We start from the raw sequence: 18,093 nt of genomic DNA, 5'->3' as shown, positions 1-18,093 counted from the left end.
TCTTCTTGCGTACCTTTCGTGGTGCCGTGATCGGCACCATCACCGCGATGGTCGCGGTGACGGCGGTGGCCGCTCCGGCCAGCGCCGCCGTGGCGCCGGCCGCGCCGTACACCGCGTTGACCGTCGACGGCAACCCGTACTCCTGGTGGCACCAGGGGTCGCGGGTCTTCGACCAGGCCGGCGGCGCCGCCTTCACGGTCACTCCGGGCGCCGGTGACCAGCTGGACTTCCGCGCCGACCAGGCCGGCGACGCCTGGACGTTCCGGATGTCGCCACCGAGCGGTGAGACCTGGGCCGTCGGGACCACCTACGAGCTGACCGGGGTCGAGTCGGCCGAGGGCTTCGCCTTCATCGACGTCGCGCACAACGGTGCCACCTGCGCCGAGACGCCGGGCTACCTCTCCGTCAGCGAGGCCACCCGGGACGCCGGGACCGACCGGCTCACCTCGTTCGCCGCCTTCTACGTGATCTCGTGCGGCTCCAGCCGCCACGACCTGTTCGGCGAGATCCGGTGGAATTCGAGCGTCGGCTACGCCGCCGCCGGCACCGACACGATGTCGCACGACTTCGGCGACCGCACCGTCGGCGGTCCGGCGGCGAGCCGGACCATCACCGTACGGTCGATGGGCACCCACCCGGTGGAGTACGGCACGGCCGAGATCCACGACACTTCGGGCCCTTACTCGATCACGGCCGACACCTGCTCGGGCACGACCCGGGCGGCCGGCGAGACGTGCACCGTCACGGTGAGCGTGCAGCCCACCAAGCTGGGCGGCGCCTGGACCTCCCTGCGGCTGCCCGACAACACCGTCGTCGGCGAGCGGTTGGTGCAACTGGGCGTCAACGGCGTCGACCCGCGTACGGTCACCGTCTCGCCGGCGTCGCTGGCCTTCGGTGACCAGTACATCGCCGAGACGGGCTCGACCCAGTCGGTGACCGTGACCGCCACCGGTGACACCCCGATCACCTTCGGCGCCGCCACCATCGGCGGCACCGACGCCGCGTCGTTCGGCGTCAAGGCCGACACCTGCAAGGGCGCCACCCTGGCGAAGAACCAGACCTGCCGGGTCGACGTGGTCGCCAAGGCCGCCGGCGGGGGAGCGCGGAGCGCCACCCTCCAACTGCCGAACGACAGCCTCACCAACCCGCGTACCGTGCCGCTGACCCTCAACGGCGTGGTGGGCGCGCGGGGCACCTACTACCCGCTGACGCCGGTGCGGATCATGGACACGCGCACCGGCAACGGCGCCCCGAAGGCCAAGCTGGGCCCCAACGGCACGGTGAACCTGCAGGTGACCGGGCGGGGCGGGGTGCCGCCGGCCGGGGTGGGCGCGGTGGTGCTCAACGTGACCGTCGCCGAGCCGACGGCGTCGAGCTACCTGACCGTGTACCCGGCCGGGCAGGCGAAGCCCACGGCCTCGTCGCTGAACTTCGGCAAGGGCTGGATCCGCTCGAACTCGGTGACGGTGGCCGTCGGCGCCGGCGGCAAGGTCGCCATCACCAACTACGCCGGCTCGACCCACGCGATCGTCGACGTGGTGGGCTACTACGCCAGCGACAACACGCCGATCATCAGCGGCGTCGGCGTCGGTGGGCAGTTGCAGCCGGTCGTGCCGCTGCGGCTGTTCGACAGCCGTAGCGACTGGGGCAGCAAGCTGCCGGCCGGGAACCAGGTCCGCCTCGCCGTGAACTACGGCCCCGACGCCAACTGGCGGATGCGGGCCGTGGTGGTCAACATCACCGCGGTGTCGCCGTCGGCCAGCGGGTTCCTCACCGCGTGGAACGGCGAGTGGCCGGAACCGACGACGTCCACCGTCAACTACGGGGCCGGGTCGGTCACGCCGAACCTGGCGGTCGTGCCGGTCCGGCACTGCACCGACTGCCCATGGGGGGTGGATCTGCCGACCTTCGGCGTCTACACGCACAAGGACACCCACGTGATCATCGACATCGTCGGCTTCATCGACGACGGCAGCCTCGCCAACGGTCTGCGCTTCGACCCGAAGACGCCGACCCGGATCGTGGACAGCCGGATCGGTCAGGGCCTGCCCACCAACCCCGGCCCGGCCGTGATCGGCACGGTCACCGCGCCCGGATCGGTGGTGGCCGACAACACCCGGGCGCTGGCGCTCAACGTCACAGCGGTCAGCCCCACCGCCAGCACCTACCTGAAGCTGTGGCCGAACGGCATCACCGGCATCGACCAGCCGGACGTGAGCAACCTGAACGCCGCGGCGGGACAGACGGTGGCGAACGCCGCCGTCACCCTGATCGGCCCGACCGACCGGTTCAACGTCTACAACCACTCCGGCACCACCGGCGTGGTGGCCGACGTCGTCGGCACGTACTGGCTCTACCCGGGCACCGCCAGCGGTTCCGCCGGGCAGGGCGTCTCCGGTGACACCTCGCGGTCGCCGTACAACCTCGGGGACCTGCCGACGCCGGACAAGGTCCGGGAGTGACCGGCTGACCCGCTGGCACCACCGACCGGCGGTGGCCTTCGCGCAGGCGAAGGCCACCGCCGTCGTCTTTGTCGCCGCGCTACAGCAGCGGCGCCGACCGGCTCGGCTCCGGCGTGTCCGGTACCGCCGGGGTGGGCGTGGGTTCCGGGTCGGTGAGCTTCTTCCAGGCGCTGACCCCGACCCGGCCGGTGTTGCCCAGGTCGATCGGCCCGTCCAGCTCCACGACCTGCGGCGGCTGGCCGGCGGCCGGGGCCACCTCCAGGCGCTCGCCGTTGGTCGCGACCACCGTGGAGTCGGTGACCAGGTTGCGCCAGAGCAGGGCGGCGCCGGCCCGCTCGCCCGGTTGCAGGACCAGCGGCCGGGGCGGGTCGTCGAAGCCCGAGGTGATGCCCTTCGCCCCCTCGACCACCTGGACCGGGATCGGCGTGCCGTCGTTGTCGAGCAGCCGCAGGGCCGGGTAGCCGTGCAGCGGGTACGCCGCCGTACCGCAGTTGACCAGCTCCACCCCGAGCGCGCGCAGCCCCATCGCGGCGTCGGTCCCGAGGGCCCGGACCCGGACGCCCGACTCCGGGCATGCGGCTGGGCCGTCCCCGGCCGCCGTCGGGCTCGCCCCGACCGCGCCGGACGCGGCCGGCCCGTCCCCGCCCATCCCGGCGTGGCCGCCGGTGCAGGCGCCGAGCAGTAGCGCGGCGGCGATCGGCGGGCCGAGAAGCGCGTGGCGGCGGCGCGCCACCGGTCGGAATGCCATCCGCCGATCCTCGCACCCACCCACTCCCGCCCCGCATGCCCGTCCCGCGTTGCCATCCGGCTCGCGCGTCCCGGGCGGCCACCCTGCCCGCATCCTGGGTTGCTGTTCTGCTCGCGCGTCCCGCGTTGCCGGCGCTCGTTTCGGGTTGCCGCCCGGCCTGGGCCTCCTGGGTTGCTGTTCTGCCGGCACGTCATGGGTTGCCGCCTGGCCGGGCCGGCCCGAGGCGGGGGAGGTCAGTCGGCGGCTGGCGGGGTGGAGGGCGGGGCGGTCAGGACCGCGTCGAGCAGGCCGGGGTAGAGGCGGTCCAGCTCCTCGCGGCGCAGCCGGACGAAGCGGCTGGTGCCGGCGACCCGGGTGCGGGTCAGCCCGGCCTCGCGCAGCACCTTGAGGTGGTGGCTGCGGGTGGCCTTGGAGACGCCGAACTCGAAGGTGCCGCAGGCGTACTCGCCGCCGCCCTCGGCGAGCGCGCGGACGATCTGGAGCCGGACATCGTCGGCCAACGCGGCCAGTACGGCGGTGACCGGAACGTCGCGCAACTCGGGTTCGTGCAGCTCCATGTGACCAGTGTAACCGTTGTTCGACTTTCGTCGAACATCGCCCTAGGGTCGGTGGCGTTGGTTCGAAGATACTCGAACATAGGAGTTGTGGATGCGCTCTCGGGCCGCCGCCTTCCCCCTGCTCGCCGTGCTGAGCTGGGGCGTGATGTTCCCCGTCCTGGCCAGCGCACTGGTCCGGGTCGACGCGCTCAACCTGACCACCGCCCGGTACGTCCTGGCCACCGCGATCCTGGTCGCTCTGCTGCTGTTCCGCGAGGGCGCCGGCGCGCTGCGGCCCGCTGGCCGGGCCACCGAGGTCGTGGCGCTCGGCGTCCTCGGGTTCGCCGGCTTCAACCTGCTGATCAACCTGGCGCTCGGGCAGGCCGCCCCGCAGCAGATCGCGCTCTTCGCCGCCACCATCCCGCTGGTCACCCAGCTGGTCCGCTGGGCGCGCGACGGCGTACGCCCGCGCCCGGCGCTCTTCGCGCTCTCCCTGGTGGCGCTGGTCGGCATCGGTCTGGTGCTCACCCGGGGCCGGCTGGACGGCCTCGGTGAGTTCGGCGTGGGCGCGCTGCTGACGACCGGCGCGGTGCTCGGCTGGGCGGTCTACACGCACGGCGGGAGCCGGTTCGGCGAGTGGTCGCCGCTGCGGTACACCACGCTGACCTCGCTCGCCGGCACGGCCGCCATGCTGGCCGCGAGCGTGCTGGCCGACCTGGCCGGCTGGCAGCACGCGCCGGCCGTCGCCGACCTCGTCGCGGTCGCCCCGCAGCTGGCGTACGCCGTCATCGTGGCCGCGGTGGTCGCGGTGCTGGCCTGGAACACCGGCGTGCAGCGGCTCGGTGCGGCCAACGCGGCGCTGTTCATGAACCTGGTTCCGGTGACCACGTTCGCGGTGCAGATCGCCCGCGGCTACCGGCCCGGCGCGGTGGAACTGGTCGGCGTGGCGCTCACCATCGCCGCCCTGGTCGCCGCCAACCTGGCCACCCGGCCGCGCCGCGCCACCCGGCCGCGCCCGGCCAACCACGCCGAGGCGGTGGCCGTCGCCGACCCGGTGGCGGTGGTCGACCCGGTCGCCGTGGTCGGCCGGTAGGGGCCCGCTCACACCGTGGGAACCCGGCAGAGGTACGCCGGGGGGAGTGCATAGACTCGGCGGCACAACTGCATACCTCATCCAGAGGGGCTGAGGGATACGGCCCGACGACGCCCCGGCAACCACCCCGCGCGCTCACCGCTGAGCGACCGGCGGGGCAGGTGCCAATTCCGTCCCCGCCGCAGAGTGCGATGCGGGGAAAGATGAGAGGACTCCTCGACATGACGTCGACGCTCGCCGCCTCCGGCATCGACACCGCCGCCAGCCCCGCCCGCGCCCTGGTCTGCCGCGCCTGCTCGGCCCGCTATCCGCTCGCCGCCCAGCACGCCTGTTACGAGTGCTTCGGCCCGCTGGAGGTCGACTACGACATCGCCGAGCTGGCCAAGGTCACCCGTGAGCAGATCGAGGCCGGCCCGGCCAACCTCTGGCGGTACGCGGCGCTATTGCCGGCCGGCCAGGACCCGGCGGCCCGGGTGACCCTCGACCCGGGGCTCACCCCGCTGGTCGCTGCCCCGCAGCTCGCCGCCGAGCTGGGCATCACCGCGCCGCTCTGGGTCAAGGACGACAGCGCCAACCCGACCCACTCGTTCAAGGACCGGGTGGTGTCGGTGGCGCTGACCGCCGCCCGGGCGCTCGGCTTCGCCCGGTTCGCCTGCGCCTCGACCGGCAACCTGGCCAACTCGGTCGCCGCGCACGCGGCCCGGGTCGGCGCGCCGTCGGTGGTCTTCATCCCCAGCGACCTGGAGCAGGGCAAGGTGGTCACCACCGCCGTCTACGGCGGCGACCTGGTCGCCATCGACGGCTCGTACGACGACGTGAACCGGCTCTGCGGCGAGCTGGTGGAGACCGACGAGTTCGAGGACACCGCGTTCGTCAACGTGAACGTGCGCCCCTACTACGCCGAGGGTTCCAAGACGCTCGGCTACGAGGTGGCCGAGCAGCTCGGCTGGCGGATCCCCGCCCAGGTGGTGATCCCGATGGCCAGCGGCGAGCTGCTCACCAAGATCGACAAGGCGTTCGCCGAACTGGTCGAGATCGGCCTGGTCGAGGCGCCGGCCGGCGGCTGGAAGGTGTTCGGCGCCCAGTCGGCCGGCTGCAACCCGATCGCCACCGCGCTGCACGCCGGCACCGACACCATCACCCCGGTCAAGCCGACCGGCATCGCCAAGTCGCTGAACATCGGCGACCCGGCGGCCGGCCTCTACGCGCTGGAGGCGGTGCGGCGCACCGGCGGCTGGATGGAGTACGCCGCCGACGACGAGATCCGCGCCGGCATCCGGCTGCTCGCCCGGACCACCGGGGTGTTCGCCGAGACCGCCGGCGGGGTGACCGTGGCGGTGCTGCGCAAGCTGGTCGAGTCGGGGCGGCTCGACCCGGCCGCGGAGACCGTGGTCTTCAACACCGGCGAGGGGCTGAAGACGCTGGACGCGGTGGCCGGCCAGGTCGGCCCGACCCACCGGATCAAGCCGTCGCTGCGCGCCGCCCGCGACGCCGGCCTGCTCGGCTGATCCGAGATCCACACGACATCCCGGAAACAGCGGTCTCCGGCCCGGTCGGACACCGCCGTTTCCGGAGAACGGAGTGGGTCGACCCGGCGCGCGGAGCCCCGACTCGGCCGCTCACGCGAGGCGGGATCACCCGGACGGGGGATGCGGCCGATCCGCCGGGTAACGGGCTTTTCGCTCTGGGTGCGGAAAACCTGCCGTCGGGGACTTGACGGTAGGAACCGGACGGCGCAAGATGCTCCGTGCGGGAGGGCGTATCGCCGAAAGACTTGCGAGTCCTTACGACCCAACGCCGGCGGCGTTGTGCGAGCGTCCCTCCCGACCAACCTCCCGATCGGGCCGGCGAAATTCGCTGGCCCGATCGTCGTTGCGGGGCGCACCCTCGCTGCATGAGCATCACGATCGCGCCGATCGCGGCCACCGACCAGGCCGCGATCGACGCGGCGTACCGGGTCGGAGCCGCGGCCAACGACGCCGACCTGCCCGACTTTCCGCCGTTCTGCCGGCGGCGGTTCGAGGCCGCCGTCCGGCACCCGATGCCGGGCACCGCCGCCCTCTGGGCGCTGGCCCGACTGGACGGCGAACCGGCCGGCTACCTCGCCCTCGACCTGCCCCAACTGGACAACACCGACAACGCCACCGCCGACCTGATCGTGCACCCGGCGTACCGGCGGCGCGGCGTCGGCCGGGCGTTGCACGAGCACGGCGTACGCCTGCTGCGCGAGCGGGGCCGCAAGCGGGTGGTCGGGATGGCGGTCGCCGCCCTGCCCGGCGGTCCGTCCCGCCCGGGGGCCGGGGCGGCGTTCGCCGCCGCACTGGGCGCGCAGCCGGCGCTCCTCGAGGTCCGGCGCCGGCTCGACACCACCCGGCTCGACCGGGCCGGGCTGGACGCGCTGCTCGCCGAGGCCAGGGGCGGCGCCACGGGCTACCGGACGGTCCAGTGGCGCGGCGGGACGCCGGCGGAGCATCTCGCCGACATCGCCTACCTGGACGGCCGGCTGATGACCGACTCACCCATCGGCGACCTGCACTGGGAGGCGGAGCGGGTGGACGCCGAACGGGTCCGGGGCACCGAGCGGGCACTGGACGCCCGCGGCCGGCGGCGCTAACACACGGCGGTACGCCACGAGGAGTCCGGACGGCTGGTCGCCTGGACGCTGCTCGACGTCGGCGCGTCCGCCGACTGGCACGCGTTCCAGCAGATCACCATCGTCGACCCGGAGCACCGCGGTCACCGGCTCGGCCTGCTCACCAAGATCGAGAACCTGCGCCACCTGCTGGCCCACGAGCCGGCGGTGCGCGCCATCGACACCTTCAACGCGGCTGAGAACGCGCACATGGTGCGGATCAACGAACAGCTCGGCTTCCGCCCGGTCGACGGCTGGACCGACTGGCAGCTCGCCCTCTGATCCATCGCCGGCGGCGGCGGGCGGAGGCTCAGGGCTGTTGGTGGGCGACCTCCAGGTTGACGAAGCGGAGATCCCGCTTCGCCAGCTGCCGCATCCGCTCGGCGTACTCGCTCGTCTCCGGCCGGTCGCTGTGCGCCATCGCCTGCTCGTAGCTGTCGAACTCGACGACCATCACGAAATGTCCCGGCCGGTCCCGGTCCTCGGCGACGATCACCCGGCTCGGGCCGTCGGCCGGGTGCTCCCGGTTCCACTGTTCGCTGAGTTTCCGCACCGTGTCGCGCTGGTCCGTCTCGTACTCGATGACCTGGACGAACGGCATCTGGTCCACCTCCCGCAACGGAATCCTCCACCGGGAGCGCGCATTCCCGGCGACCGGGCGAGCATGCGTGGCGGGCGGACGATCGAGGTTGTGACACCGCCCTACTGATTTTGGTGCCACCTGTTGCATGATGGCGGGCATGACGGAGACCCCGCACCCCCTGTACGACAGGCACGCCGACACCCTCAACCGGGCGCTGACCGCGATCATGGAGCGCGGGTACTGGTCCGCCTATCCCGAGTCACCCAGCCCCCGGGTTTACGGCGAGACCGCCGCCGCCGACGGTAAGGCCGCCTTCGAGGCGTACCTGGGCGGCGATTTCCCCCTCGACCAGCCGGGCGCCGGCGACCGGGTCGCCACCGAAACCAGCCCGTTCGGCGTGGCGCTGGACGTCCGCTACCCGCACGCCGGCGCCGACGAACTGGTCGCCGCCGCGACCGCCGCGCTGCCCGCCTGGCGCGACGCCGGCCCGCAGGCCCGGGTGGGCGTCTGCCTGGAGATCCTCGACCGGCTGCACAAGCACATCTTCGAGCTGGCCAACGCGGTGCAGTTCACCAGCGGGCAGGCGTTCGTGATGGCCTTCCAGGCCGGCGGCGCGCACGCCCTGGACCGGGCGCTGGAGGCGCTGGCCTACGCGTACGCGGAGATGACCCGGCACCCGGGGACGGCCGGCTGGGAGAAGGCGGCCGGCAAGGGCGACCCGCTGCGGATGACCAAGACCTTCCACGTGGTGCCCCGCGGGGTGGGCCTGGTCATCGGCTGCAACACCTTCCCGACCTGGAACTCGTACCCGGGGCTGTTCGCCTCCCTGGTCACCGGCAACCCGGTGATCGTCAAGCCGCACCCCCGCGCCGTCCTGCCGCTCGCGATCACCGTCCGGTACGCCCGCGAGGTGCTCGCCGAGGCCGGCTTCGACCCCAACCTGGTGCTGCTGGCCGCCGAGGCCCCGGGCGAGAAGCTCGCCTCGACGCTGGCCCTGCACCCGGCCGTGAAGATCGTCGACTTCACCGGCTCCACCGAGTACGGCGACTGGCTGGAGGCCAACGCCCGGCAGGCCGCGGTCTACACCGAGAAGGCCGGCCTGAACACCGTGGTGATCGACTCCACCGACGACTTCGCCGGGATGTGCCGCAACCTCGGCTTCACGCTGACCCTCTACAGCGGCCAGATGTGCACCACCTCGCAGAACATCCTGATCCCCGCCGGCGGCATCGAGACCGACCAGGGGCACAAGAGCTTCGACGAGGTGGCCGGCGGGATCGCCGCCGCGGTCGGCAAGCTCACCGCCGACCCGGCGCGCGGGGTGGAGCTGACCGGGGCGATCGTCAACGACGGCGTGCTGGAGCGGCTGGACGAGGTGACCAAGGTCGGCGAGCCGGTGCTGGAGTCGCGTACCGTCGAGCATCCGGCGTTCCCCGGCGCGGTGGTCCGCACCCCGGCGGTGGTCAAGGTCGGCGCGGACGACACCACGACCTACGGGCGGGAGTGGTTCGGGCCGATCTCGTTCGTCATCCCCACCGAATCGACCGCGCACAGCCTGGAGATCATGCGGAAGACCGTCGGCGAGAAGGGCGCGCTCACCGCCGGCGTCTACTCCGTCGACGAGGCGGTGCTGGACGCCGCCGAGGCGGCGGCGATCGAGGTCGGGGTGCACCTGTCCTGCAACCTGACCGGCGGGGTGTTCGTGAACCAGTCGGCGGCCTTCTCCGACTTTCACGGCAGTGGCGCCAACCCGGCGGCGAACGCGGCGCTGACGGACGGGGCGTATGTGGCTAACCGGTTCCGGATCGTGCAGTCGCGTCGTCACGTCTGAGGTTGCGGTTGGGGGTTTCCGGGGCAGCCCGCCCCGCTCCGGGCGGTCAGGCTTGATCCCGACGCGGGGCGGGCTGCCCCGGAAACCCTTCCGGGTCGTCCTGCGTCGGGACTCCGGGCCCTGGGGGCGTTGATCTTCGGGTGCTGCCCAGCGTTGGGTTTACGGTCAGCGGGGTCAGGCGGGGCGGCGCATTTGGAGTTCGGTCAGGGCCGGGATGGTGGGGTGGGGTACCCGGACGCCGGTGTCGACGAAGCCCAGCCGCTGGTAGGCCCGGTAGGCGCGGTCGTTGCCGACCACCACCTCCAGCATCAGCTCGGGGCGGCCGCACGCCCTTGACCACTGCGCCACCGCCTCCACCAGCTCGGCGAGCAGTCCGCTGCCGCGCCAGGTCGGGGTCACGTAGACCGCGTAGATCACGGTGAGACCGGGCTCCGCGCGGACCGTGGTGCCGCCGGCGTGCCCGACGAACCGGCCGCCGGGGTCGGCCACGAACTGCGCGGTGTCGGTGCCGGTCGAGGTGTACGCGACCCGCGCGGCGTACTCGGCGTGCGGCCGGGCCGCCGCGTCGGCCAGGGTCTCCAGGAACGCCAGCGGCGCGTCGGCGAGCATCTCCAGGCGCAGCGCCCGCATCCGGGCGGCGTCCCGCGGCCGGACCCGCCGGACCTCCGCCACCCGGCGGCCCGGCCCGCCCGGATCGCTGGTCATGCCCGCATGCCTACCACAACGACGTACGGCGATCCCGAGGGAGTCCGCGATCAAACGGAATATGCCCGATTTGTGGTCGTGCACCGTAGTCACGCCTCGTGTAGCGTGCGATTTCGGTCACCGTTTCAGCGGCCGTCGCCGATCGCCGAACGGTGGCCCCGGGATGCCGGCCTGCCGGCCTCCGGGTTGTGGTACGCCGCGCAGAGTGAGGAAGTGCACCGTGGCACAGGGCACCGTGAAGTGGTTCAACGCCGAAAAGGGCTACGGCTTCATCGCCGTCGACGGCGGGCAGGACGTCTTCGTCCACTTCTCCGCGATCGAGATGGACGGCTACAAGGCGCTGGACGACGGCCAGCGGGTGGAGTTCGAGATCGCCCAGGGCCAGAAGGGGCCGCAGGCCGAGCGGGTGCGCGTCATCGCCTGACCCGGCGCCCCCACCCTTCCGACGCGCCGGGTCGGCGGGGCTGCGGTGCGGCCACCGCACCAGGAAAGATCGTGAGCCGTTCCAGCTGTCGCTGAGGAGGGTTCATGTCCGACCAGCCGCCCCCGGACGCGCCGTCCCCCACCCCGGGAGCCGCCGGCCCGGCCGCCCAGCAACCCCAGCCGTGGGATCCGGCCGCGCCGCCACCGCCCGGGGCGCAGCAGCCCCCGGCGTGGGATCCCGCCGCACCGCAGGCGTGGCCGGGCGGCACCCCGTACAGTCCGCAGGGCTGGCCGCCGGCCGCCGGTGGGCCGGGCTGGCCGACGCCGCCCACCGGCGGGTTCCCGCCCGGCGGGTACGGCGTGCCCTGGTACCCGCAGTCGGCGGTCGGCCAGCCGGGCTGGTACCCGCCCGGCTACGGCTTCGACCAGACCGACCCGCTGGTCACCCCGCCCGGGGCGGGGGTGTCCGGCTGGTTCGACCGGTGCGTCGGCGCGGTGCAGCGGGGCTGGCGGCTGCTGCTGCCGATCCTGCTGCTCACCCAGGTGCTGCCGGCGGCGGCGCTCTCGGTGATCAGCCTGCTGGTCGACCCGTCGGCCGAGTGGGACGCCGCGGCCAGCCAGAACCCGGACGCGCTGCCGGACACCTTCCTGACCGACCTGGCCACCCTGTTCGGCGTGCTGATCGGCGGCAGCCTGCTCTTCGGCCTGGTGCAGAGCGTGGGCTGGGCCGCCGGCAGCTGGGTGGTCGCCCGGCAGGCGGCCGGCGAACCGGTCGGGCTGGGCGCGGCGCTGCGGTACGGCCTGCGCCGGGCGTTCGGGCTCTGGGGCTGGACGCTGCTGATCGGCCTGATCGTGGCGCTCGGCGTCTGCCTCTGCGTGATCCCCGGCATCTACTTCGCGTTCGCGCTGAGCATGGCCGGTCCGGTCTGGCTCTTCGAGCGGCAGGCCCCGATCGGCCGGGCCTGGCGGATGTTCCACGACCGGCTTGGCCTGCTGCTCGGCCGGGTGGCGATGGTGGTCGCGGCGGTGATCGTCGGCTCGATGGTGGCCGGCGTGATCGAGACGGCCGGGACCGTGCCGTTCGGCACCACCCCGCTCGACTCCGCGGGCTCGGCGGTCGGCGTGACCATGGTCATCCTGGCGGCCGCGGTGCTGGCCCTGCCGGCGCACGTCGTGCAGCTCGTCGGCCTGGTCGTGACCTACGCCGAGCAGCGGGCCCATGAGGGCCCGGTGAACGCCGCCCGGCTGGCCGGCGAACTCGGCTGACCGGGGCGGTCGTGCTTGCACTCGCCCAGGGAGAGTGCTAAACAAGTCATTGGCACTCGCAACCTGTGAGTGCCAATGGTCGGGGCGGTGGGGCCGCGGCCACGCCGGCGGACAACCGTTGGCGAGGCGCGTGGCCGGTCGTCGCGGGCTATCCGGCCCGGCCGAGGAGGCGTCGCCGTCATCCGGTGGCGACGTCCCAAGGTGCGTACACCAGGCGGCCCATCCGGGACACACACTCGGGTGGCCCGTGAGTGTCCAGGAGGACAACGCCGTATGGCCAAGATGATCGCGTTCGACGAAGAGGCGCGCCGCGGCCTCGAGCGGGGCATGAACCAGCTCGCCGACGCCGTGAAGGTGACGCTCGGCCCCAAGGGCCGCAACGTCGTGCTCGAGAAGAAGTGGGGTGCCCCCACCATCACCAACGATGGTGTGAGCATCGCCAAGGAGATCGAGCTCGAGGACCCGTACGAGAAGATCGGCGCCGAGCTGGTCAAGGAGGTCGCCAAGAAGACCGACGACGTGGCCGGTGACGGCACGACGACGGCGACCGTCCTGGCCCAGGCCCTGGTTCGTGAGGGCCTGCGCAACGTGGCCGCCGGCGCCAACCCGATGGCCCTGAAGCGGGGCATCGAGGCCGCCGTGGCCAGCGTCTCGGAGGAGCTGCTCAAGCTCGCCAAGGACGTGGAGACCAAGGAGCAGATCGCCTCCACCGCCTCCATCTCGGCTGGTGACACCAGCGTCGGCGAGATCATCGCCGAGGCGATGGACAAGGTCGGCAAGGAAGGCGTCATCACCGTCGAGGAGAGCAACACCTTCGGCCTGGAGCTGGAGCTCACCGAGGGTATGCGCTTCGACAAGGGCTACATCTCCGCGTACTTCATGACCGACCCGGAGCGTATGGAGGCCGTCTTCGACGACCCGTACATCCTGATCGTCAACAGCAAGATCTCGTCGGTGAAGGACCTGCTCCCGATCCTCGAGAAGGTCATGCAGGGCGGCAAGCCGCTGCTGATCATCGCCGAGGACCTGGAGGGTGAGGCCCTGGCCACCCTGGTGGTCAACAAGGTCCGCGGCACCTTCAAGTCGGTCGCCGTCAAGGCGCCGGGCTTCGGTGACCGCCGCAAGGCCATGCTCACCGACATCGCCATCCTCACCGGTGGCCAGGTCATCAGCGAGGAGGTCGGCCTCAAGCTCGACGCCGTCGGCCTCGACATGCTGGGCCGCGCCCGTAAGGTCGTGGTGACCAAGGACGAGACCACCATCGTCGACGGCGCCGGTGACGCCGAGCAGATCCAGGGCCGGGTGAACCAGATCCGGGCCGAGATCGACAAGAGCGACTCCGACTACGACCGGGAGAAGCTGCAGGAGCGCCTGGCCAAGCTGGCCGGCGGTGTTGCGGTGATCAAGGTCGGCGCGGCCACCGAGGTCGAGCTGAAGGAGCGCAAGCACCGCATCGAGGACGCCGTCCGCAACGCGAAGGCCGCCGTCGAGGAGGGCATCGTCCCGGGTGGTGGCGTCGCGCTGGTGCAGGCCGGCAAGACCGCCTTCGACAAGCTGGACCTGACCGGCGACGAGGCGACCGGCGCGCAGATCGTCAAGATCGCGCTGGACGCCCCGCTGCGGCAGATCGCCGTCAACGCCGGCCTCGAGGGCGGCGTGGTCGTCGAGCACGTCCGCAACCTGGAGGCGGGCCACGGCCTCAACGCCGCCAACGGCGAGTACGTGGACCTGCTGGCCGCGGGCATCATCGACCCGGCCAAGGTGACCCGCTCGGCGCTGCAGAACGCGTCGTCGATCGCGGCGCTGTTCCTCACCACCGAGGCCGTCGTGGCGGACAAGCCGGAGAAGACCCCGGCCGCCCCGGCTGGTCCGGGTGGCGGGGACATGGACTTCTGAGTCCAGATCCGACCGGAAACGGGGCGGGCCGCTGACGCGGTCCGCCCCGTTTCGTCGTCAGGTGGGCAACGGGCGCTGGTTACGCCGCTTCTGTGGCCGGTCGTACGGCGGCCGGAGCTGGATCGGCGCGTCGACCATCTCCAGCGGCTCCTCGGCCTCGGCCTCCTCGGCGCCGACCATCTCCGCCAGTTGTTCGGCGTCGCCGTAGTCGAGGCGGTCGAACGGCAGTTGCCCGGGGAGTTCGCCGACCGGGGTCCAGGTGACGGGCTGGACGTCGTCGGTATGTTCGTCGTCCGTGGTCATGGCTGCCTCCTCTACCGAAACGGTAGGAGGCGGCGGTGGGCGCTGTGGGTGAACGGCGTTATCGGGATCTATGTCCTATTCACCCTGTCGCGCGTCGAGTGTCCTGCGGTACAGGAAGAAGACCCGCTCGATCCGGGCGCCCGCGCTGCCCGAGTAGAACGGCACCGGCCCGACCCAGCCGATCTGCGCCGCCTCCACCCCGGCCGCACGCTGGTCGCGCAGGCAGCGGCGCAGCAGCACGCCGCCGATGCCGGAGCCCTCGGCCGCCGGGGCGGTGCCCATCGGCCCGAACCAGCTCGGCCGGCTCGACCCGTACGCGGCGAAGCCGAGCACCTCGCCGTCCCGCTCCGCCAGGTGGCAGCCCGCCCCGTCCCGGCCGACCGAGCCGAGCAGCTCGGCGTCCCAGGCCCCGCCGAAGGTGGACCGGGCGAACGCGGTCAGCGCCGGCAGGTCGGCCGGCTCGGCCCGGCGTACGGTGACGCCCTGCCCCGCCAGCCGCCGCTCGGCGTCCCCGGTGGACCGCAGCGCCGGCGACCCCGCGTACGACAGGTCGGCGGTCATGTTCCAGGCCGTCCGGTCCTGCCGGTAGCCGAGCGCCAGCGCGGCGCAGATCGCCGGGGTGTAGCGCACGTCGATGCCGGGCCAGGCGTAGTAGGGCGGGTTCCCGGCCAGCAGCACCTCGGCCGCGCCCAGCCCGGCGAGCGTCCGCTCGGCGTGCCCGAGCAGCGCCCGCCCGATGCCCCGGCGCCGCCCGGCCGGGTCGACCGCCACCAGGTCCACGTGCCCGAGCCGCGGGTCGGCGGCGACCGAGCAGATCAGCACCCCGACCAGGTCCCCGCCCCGGTACGCGCCCAGCGCGACCACCGGGCGGTCCGCGCCGGCCCGGGTCCACAGGGCGGCCACGATCTCGGCGGCCTCGGCCGCGTCCTCCGGCAGGTCCAGCGCCCGCCGGCACAGCTCCACCACGGCCGGCGCCCGGTCGGCGGTCAGCTCGACGATCTCCGCGTCCATGGTGGCCGACCCTAGATCACCGGGTACCGGGGTGCGCAAGGGCGGCGCAGCGATCACCCGAAGCCCAGCGGGTTCCCGGCGGCCGGTCAGGAGCGGGCGGCCTGGACCGCGGCGTACGCGTCGACCAGGCCGGCGCCGGTGATGTTCCGGTCGCCCCCGCAGGCGTCGGCCGGGTCACGGGAGCGGTAGCCGGCGATCGCCGGGCTGGCCGTTTCCCGCAGGATCCGCCGGGTCCGGGCCAGGTCGCCGACCAGCGCCGGGTTCGCCGACCACATCAGCGCCACCACGCCGGCCACCTGCGGGGTGGCCATCGAGGTGCCGTCGAGCCGGGCGTACCCGCCGCCGGGCATCGCCGAGACCACCTCGGCGCCCGGCGCCACCAGGTCCGGCTTGGCCGCGCCACCCGGCGCCGGCCCGCGCGAGGAGAAGCTGGTGACCCGGCGCTGCCGGTCCACCGCCCCCACGGTCAGCACGTCCGGGTACGGCGCGGGCGGGTCGTCGACCGACCCGCAGTACGGCCCGGTGTTGCCGGCGGCGGCCACCACCAGGATGCCGGCGGCGTCCAGCGCGGCCGTGGCCGGACGGAGCACCCGGGGGTCGCAGCCCTCCATCGACGGGCAGCCCCACGAGTTGGTGAGGATGTCCGGCGCCCGGGACGGCCGGCCGTCGGTGAACGGGTCCCCGCCGGGCGGGAAGGGCGCCAGCATGAACTGGAGGCAGTCCAGGTAGTACGCCGGGTTGCCGAGGTTGCGGTCCAGGTTGACGCAGCCCACCCACTGCGCGCCGGGGGCCACCCCGACGCCGCCCCGGCCCACCGCGCTGCCCACCGTGTGGGTGCCGTGCCCGCCCCGGTCGGCCGGCGCGCGGCTACCGTTCCACGGGTCGTACCAGGAGTCGTCGCCGCCCCGGAAGCCGCCGGCGAGCGCCGGATGCCCGCCGTCCACCCCGGAGTCGGAGCTGCCCACCACCACGCCCGAGCCGTCCACGCCGAGCTGCGACCAGACCCGGTCCGCGCCGATCAGCCGGATGTTCCACTCCGGACCGGTCGGGGCGGCCACGGTGCCCCGGCTGATCCCGGCCGGCGCCGGCAGCGGCCGCAGCCGCTGGCTGACCAGCACCCGGTCCACCTCCGGCCGGCCGGCGAGCCAGGCCCGCACCGCCGGCCCGCCGGCCACCTCCACCGCGTTGACCAGGTAGTACGGGGTGTACGGCAGCCGCAGCCGGCGCAGGTCGCGGCGCAGCTCGGCCTGGCTGCGGTCGGCGGTGGCCACCAGCCGCCGGTAGACCTCGGCCGCGCGGGCGTCCCGGCCGGCCCGCCCCGGCGCGCCGGCCGGCAGCCCGGTCAGGTCGGCCTGCTCGCGCAGCACCACCAGCAGCCGCTCGCCGTGCAGTCCGGGCTGGCCGGGGCCGGCGGCGACCACTCCGGTCGTCACCAGCAGGGCCGCGGCGGTAACCGTGGCCACCCGCCGGCTCGGCGTGCGGCCGCGCGGCCGGGCCAGCAGCACCCCGTACGCGATCGCCAGCAGGGCCGCGACGGCGAGCCCCGCGCCGGCGGCGGCCGCCACCCAGAACGGCACGTCGCGGGTGTTGGTGAGGACCAGGGTGATCTCTTCCGGGTCGGTGAAGGCGAGCGGGCCGAGCACGGCGAGCCCGACCAGCCAGCCGGCCGGAGCGCGGTCGGCGGCCTGGCGGACGCCGGGGCGGCGGGCCGCCGCCTGGAGGGCGGCCAGCGCGAAGCCGGCCGGCGGCAGGGTCAGCAGCAGTGGCAGCTGCGCACCGGGCTGGCCGATCCCGGCGGCCAGCAGCAGCAGCGCCACCCCGGCGACCAGCCCGCCGACCAGCACCAGCCGGGCCGGCCGGGGCGACTCGCCGACCGCGAACGGGGCCCAGAAGCCGGCGTCCAGCAGTGCCCCGGCCAGCGCGCCGAGGGCGGCCGCCGCCAGCGCGGCGAGCCCGGTCTCCAACGGCCCGCCGAGCGCGCCCAGCCAGACCCAGGGCAGCAGCAGCACCAGCCCGGCGGCCACGCCGAGCAAGCTGAGGCTGCCCGGCCGGCGGCCCCGGGCGGCCGTCGCCGGCTGGCCGCGGCGGCGGGCCAGCCGGACCAGCAGGGCGGCGGCCAACGCGGCGGTGGCGGCCAGTGCCGCGAGGTACGCCTCGTGGTGCACCGGCGGGATGGCGCGCAGCAGCCCGAGGGCGGCGAGCAACAGCGCCCCGGCCAGCCAGGCGCGGCCGGTGGCCCGGACCGCCGCCGAGCGGGGCACCAGCGCCAGCAGCAGCGCGGGCGTGCCGACCAGCAGGACGGTCGGCAGGCCGAGCGCCGGCCAGAGCCAGACCAGCCGGTCCAGCCCGCTGGCCAGCAGCACCTGGTCGGTCAGCCATCCGCCGGCCTGGGTGAGCAGGGTGCACCCGACGATCCAGCCGCCGGCCAGCGTGGCCGCCACCACCGCCCACGGGCTGGGCCGCGGCGGCGCGGGCGGGGGCTGCGGCACGTACGGACCGGTGGGCGACGGGGGACCGACCTGCATCCCCAGACAGTACGGCCCGAGCGCCGCCTGCCGCCGGAGTGCCCGCGACGGTTACGGTGGACGGGTGCGCGATCCGAAC

14 protein-coding genes, 1 pseudogene and 1 riboswitch are annotated in these 18,093 nt (G+C 73.8%); of the genes and pseudogenes, 8 read left to right on the top strand and 7 right to left on the bottom strand.

Annotated features, from left to right (window positions below; all coding sequences use genetic code 11):
• Window positions 1-26: 26 nt before the first annotated feature.
• Window positions 27-2,462 carry a choice-of-anchor D domain-containing protein gene (locus tag FHX32_RS07260; RefSeq protein WP_167180005.1) on the top strand — a complete coding sequence of 812 codons (2,436 nt, stop codon included), beginning with the start codon at window positions 27-29 and terminating at the stop codon, window positions 2,460-2,462.
• Between the two features lie 79 nt (window positions 2,463-2,541).
• Here the strand turns inward: FHX32_RS07260 and FHX32_RS07255 are convergent, their stop codons facing one another.
• Both FHX32_RS07255 and FHX32_RS07250 read right to left on the bottom strand, forming a co-directional pair.
• Complete coding sequence (locus tag FHX32_RS07255) at window positions 2,542-3,210, bottom strand: DUF4232 domain-containing protein (RefSeq protein ID WP_167180004.1); 669 nt, start codon at window positions 3,208-3,210, stop codon at window positions 2,542-2,544.
• A 233-nt stretch (window positions 3,211-3,443) separates the two neighbouring features.
• A complete protein-coding gene (locus FHX32_RS07250; protein ID WP_167180003.1) occupies window positions 3,444-3,767 on the bottom strand; it encodes a metalloregulator ArsR/SmtB family transcription factor in 324 nt (107 codons plus the stop codon).
• Between the two features lie 91 nt (window positions 3,768-3,858).
• Here FHX32_RS07250 and FHX32_RS07245 point away from each other — a divergent pair, with 91 nt between their 5' ends.
• The 3 genes and pseudogenes from FHX32_RS07245 (at window position 3,859) to FHX32_RS07235 (ending at window position 7,753) form a co-directional block, all read left to right on the top strand.
• Window positions 3,859-4,839 (top strand): DMT family transporter, encoded by a 981-nt coding sequence (locus tag FHX32_RS07245; protein ID WP_167180002.1) that lies wholly within the window; start codon window positions 3,859-3,861, stop codon window positions 4,837-4,839.
• Window positions 4,840-4,913: 74 nt separating this feature from the next.
• Window positions 4,914-5,049, top strand: a riboswitch (SAM riboswitch).
• An 11-nt stretch (window positions 5,050-5,060) separates the two neighbouring features.
• Complete coding sequence (gene thrC / locus FHX32_RS07240; protein ID WP_167180001.1) at window positions 5,061-6,347, top strand: threonine synthase; 1,287 nt, start codon at window positions 5,061-5,063, stop codon at window positions 6,345-6,347.
• A gap of 386 nt (window positions 6,348-6,733) precedes the next feature.
• Window positions 6,734-7,753, top strand: a pseudogene (locus FHX32_RS07235) (GNAT family N-acetyltransferase).
• A gap of 28 nt (window positions 7,754-7,781) precedes the next feature.
• Here the strand turns inward: FHX32_RS07235 and FHX32_RS07230 are convergent.
• Window positions 7,782-8,072 carry a hypothetical protein gene (locus tag FHX32_RS07230; RefSeq protein WP_167180000.1) on the bottom strand — a complete coding sequence of 97 codons (291 nt, stop codon included), beginning with the start codon at window positions 8,070-8,072 and terminating at the stop codon, window positions 7,782-7,784.
• 139 nt (window positions 8,073-8,211) lie between these two features.
• Here FHX32_RS07230 and paaN point away from each other — a divergent pair, with 139 nt between their 5' ends.
• Complete coding sequence (gene paaN / locus FHX32_RS07225; protein ID WP_208417980.1) at window positions 8,212-9,885, top strand: phenylacetic acid degradation protein PaaN; 1,674 nt, start codon at window positions 8,212-8,214, stop codon at window positions 9,883-9,885.
• Window positions 9,886-10,059: 174 nt separating this feature from the next.
• On the opposite strand, the gene FHX32_RS07220 is transcribed toward paaN, so the two are convergent.
• Window positions 10,060-10,590: a GNAT family N-acetyltransferase gene (locus FHX32_RS07220; RefSeq protein ID WP_167179998.1), complete on the bottom strand. Its 531-nt coding sequence runs from the start codon at window positions 10,588-10,590 to the stop codon at window positions 10,060-10,062.
• Window positions 10,591-10,810: 220 nt separating this feature from the next.
• Here FHX32_RS07220 and FHX32_RS07215 point away from each other — a divergent pair, with 220 nt between their 5' ends.
• The 3 genes from FHX32_RS07215 (at window position 10,811) to groL (ending at window position 14,175) form a co-directional block, all read left to right on the top strand.
• On the top strand, window positions 10,811-11,014 hold the full coding sequence (locus tag FHX32_RS07215) for a cold-shock protein (RefSeq protein ID WP_013288855.1): 204 nt from the start codon (window positions 10,811-10,813) through the stop codon (window positions 11,012-11,014).
• A gap of 104 nt (window positions 11,015-11,118) precedes the next feature.
• Window positions 11,119-12,279, top strand: coding sequence for a hypothetical protein (locus FHX32_RS07210; RefSeq protein ID WP_167179997.1), 1,161 nt, complete (start codon window positions 11,119-11,121; stop codon window positions 12,277-12,279).
• A 273-nt stretch (window positions 12,280-12,552) separates the two neighbouring features.
• Window positions 12,553-14,175, top strand: coding sequence for a chaperonin GroEL (groL, locus tag FHX32_RS07205; protein WP_088996274.1), 1,623 nt, complete (start codon window positions 12,553-12,555; stop codon window positions 14,173-14,175).
• A gap of 57 nt (window positions 14,176-14,232) precedes the next feature.
• Here groL and FHX32_RS07200 read toward each other — a convergent pair whose 3' ends face one another.
• The 3 genes from FHX32_RS07200 to FHX32_RS07190 all read right to left on the bottom strand — a co-directional run bounded on the left by FHX32_RS07200 (window position 14,233) and on the right by FHX32_RS07190 (window position 18,014).
• The gene (locus FHX32_RS07200) at window positions 14,233-14,478 is read right to left on the bottom strand and encodes a hypothetical protein (RefSeq protein WP_167179996.1); all 246 of its coding nucleotides are present in this window, start codon (window positions 14,476-14,478) and stop codon (window positions 14,233-14,235) included.
• A 75-nt stretch (window positions 14,479-14,553) separates the two neighbouring features.
• On the bottom strand, window positions 14,554-15,489 hold the full coding sequence (locus tag FHX32_RS07195) for a GNAT family N-acetyltransferase (protein WP_167179995.1): 936 nt from the start codon (window positions 15,487-15,489) through the stop codon (window positions 14,554-14,556).
• Window positions 15,490-15,575: 86 nt separating this feature from the next.
• Window positions 15,576-18,014: a S8 family serine peptidase gene (locus FHX32_RS07190; RefSeq protein WP_167179994.1), complete on the bottom strand. Its 2,439-nt coding sequence runs from the start codon at window positions 18,012-18,014 to the stop codon at window positions 15,576-15,578.
• Window positions 18,015-18,093: the final 79 nt, after the last annotated feature.

The organism is Micromonospora sp. CNZ280, assembly GCF_011759515.1.
The sequence above is the reverse complement of the archived record's forward strand: the minus strand, read 5'-3'. Positions and strand labels throughout refer to the sequence as shown.

Coding starts and splice junctions, on each gene's coding strand:
- FHX32_RS07190 (WP_167179994.1), bottom strand. CDS start 18,014: ATGCAGGTCGGTCCCCCGTCGCCCACCGGTCCGTACGTGCCGCAGCCC.
- FHX32_RS07230 (WP_167180000.1), bottom strand. CDS start 8,072: ATGCCGTTCGTCCAGGTCATCGAGTACGAGACGGACCAGCGCGACACG.
- paaN (WP_208417980.1), top strand. CDS start 8,212: ATGACGGAGACCCCGCACCCCCTGTACGACAGGCACGCCGACACCCTC.
- thrC (WP_167180001.1), top strand. CDS start 5,061: ATGACGTCGACGCTCGCCGCCTCCGGCATCGACACCGCCGCCAGCCCC.
- FHX32_RS07250 (WP_167180003.1), bottom strand. CDS start 3,767: ATGGAGCTGCACGAACCCGAGTTGCGCGACGTTCCGGTCACCGCCGTA.
- FHX32_RS07255 (WP_167180004.1), bottom strand. CDS start 3,210: ATGGCATTCCGACCGGTGGCGCGCCGCCGCCACGCGCTTCTCGGCCCG.
- FHX32_RS07220 (WP_167179998.1), bottom strand. CDS start 10,590: ATGACCAGCGATCCGGGCGGGCCGGGCCGCCGGGTGGCGGAGGTCCGG.
- groL (WP_088996274.1), top strand. CDS start 12,553: ATGGCCAAGATGATCGCGTTCGACGAAGAGGCGCGCCGCGGCCTCGAG.
- FHX32_RS07195 (WP_167179995.1), bottom strand. CDS start 15,489: ATGGACGCGGAGATCGTCGAGCTGACCGCCGACCGGGCGCCGGCCGTG.
- FHX32_RS07210 (WP_167179997.1), top strand. CDS start 11,119: ATGTCCGACCAGCCGCCCCCGGACGCGCCGTCCCCCACCCCGGGAGCC.
- FHX32_RS07200 (WP_167179996.1), bottom strand. CDS start 14,478: ATGACCACGGACGACGAACATACCGACGACGTCCAGCCCGTCACCTGG.
- FHX32_RS07245 (WP_167180002.1), top strand. CDS start 3,859: ATGCGCTCTCGGGCCGCCGCCTTCCCCCTGCTCGCCGTGCTGAGCTGG.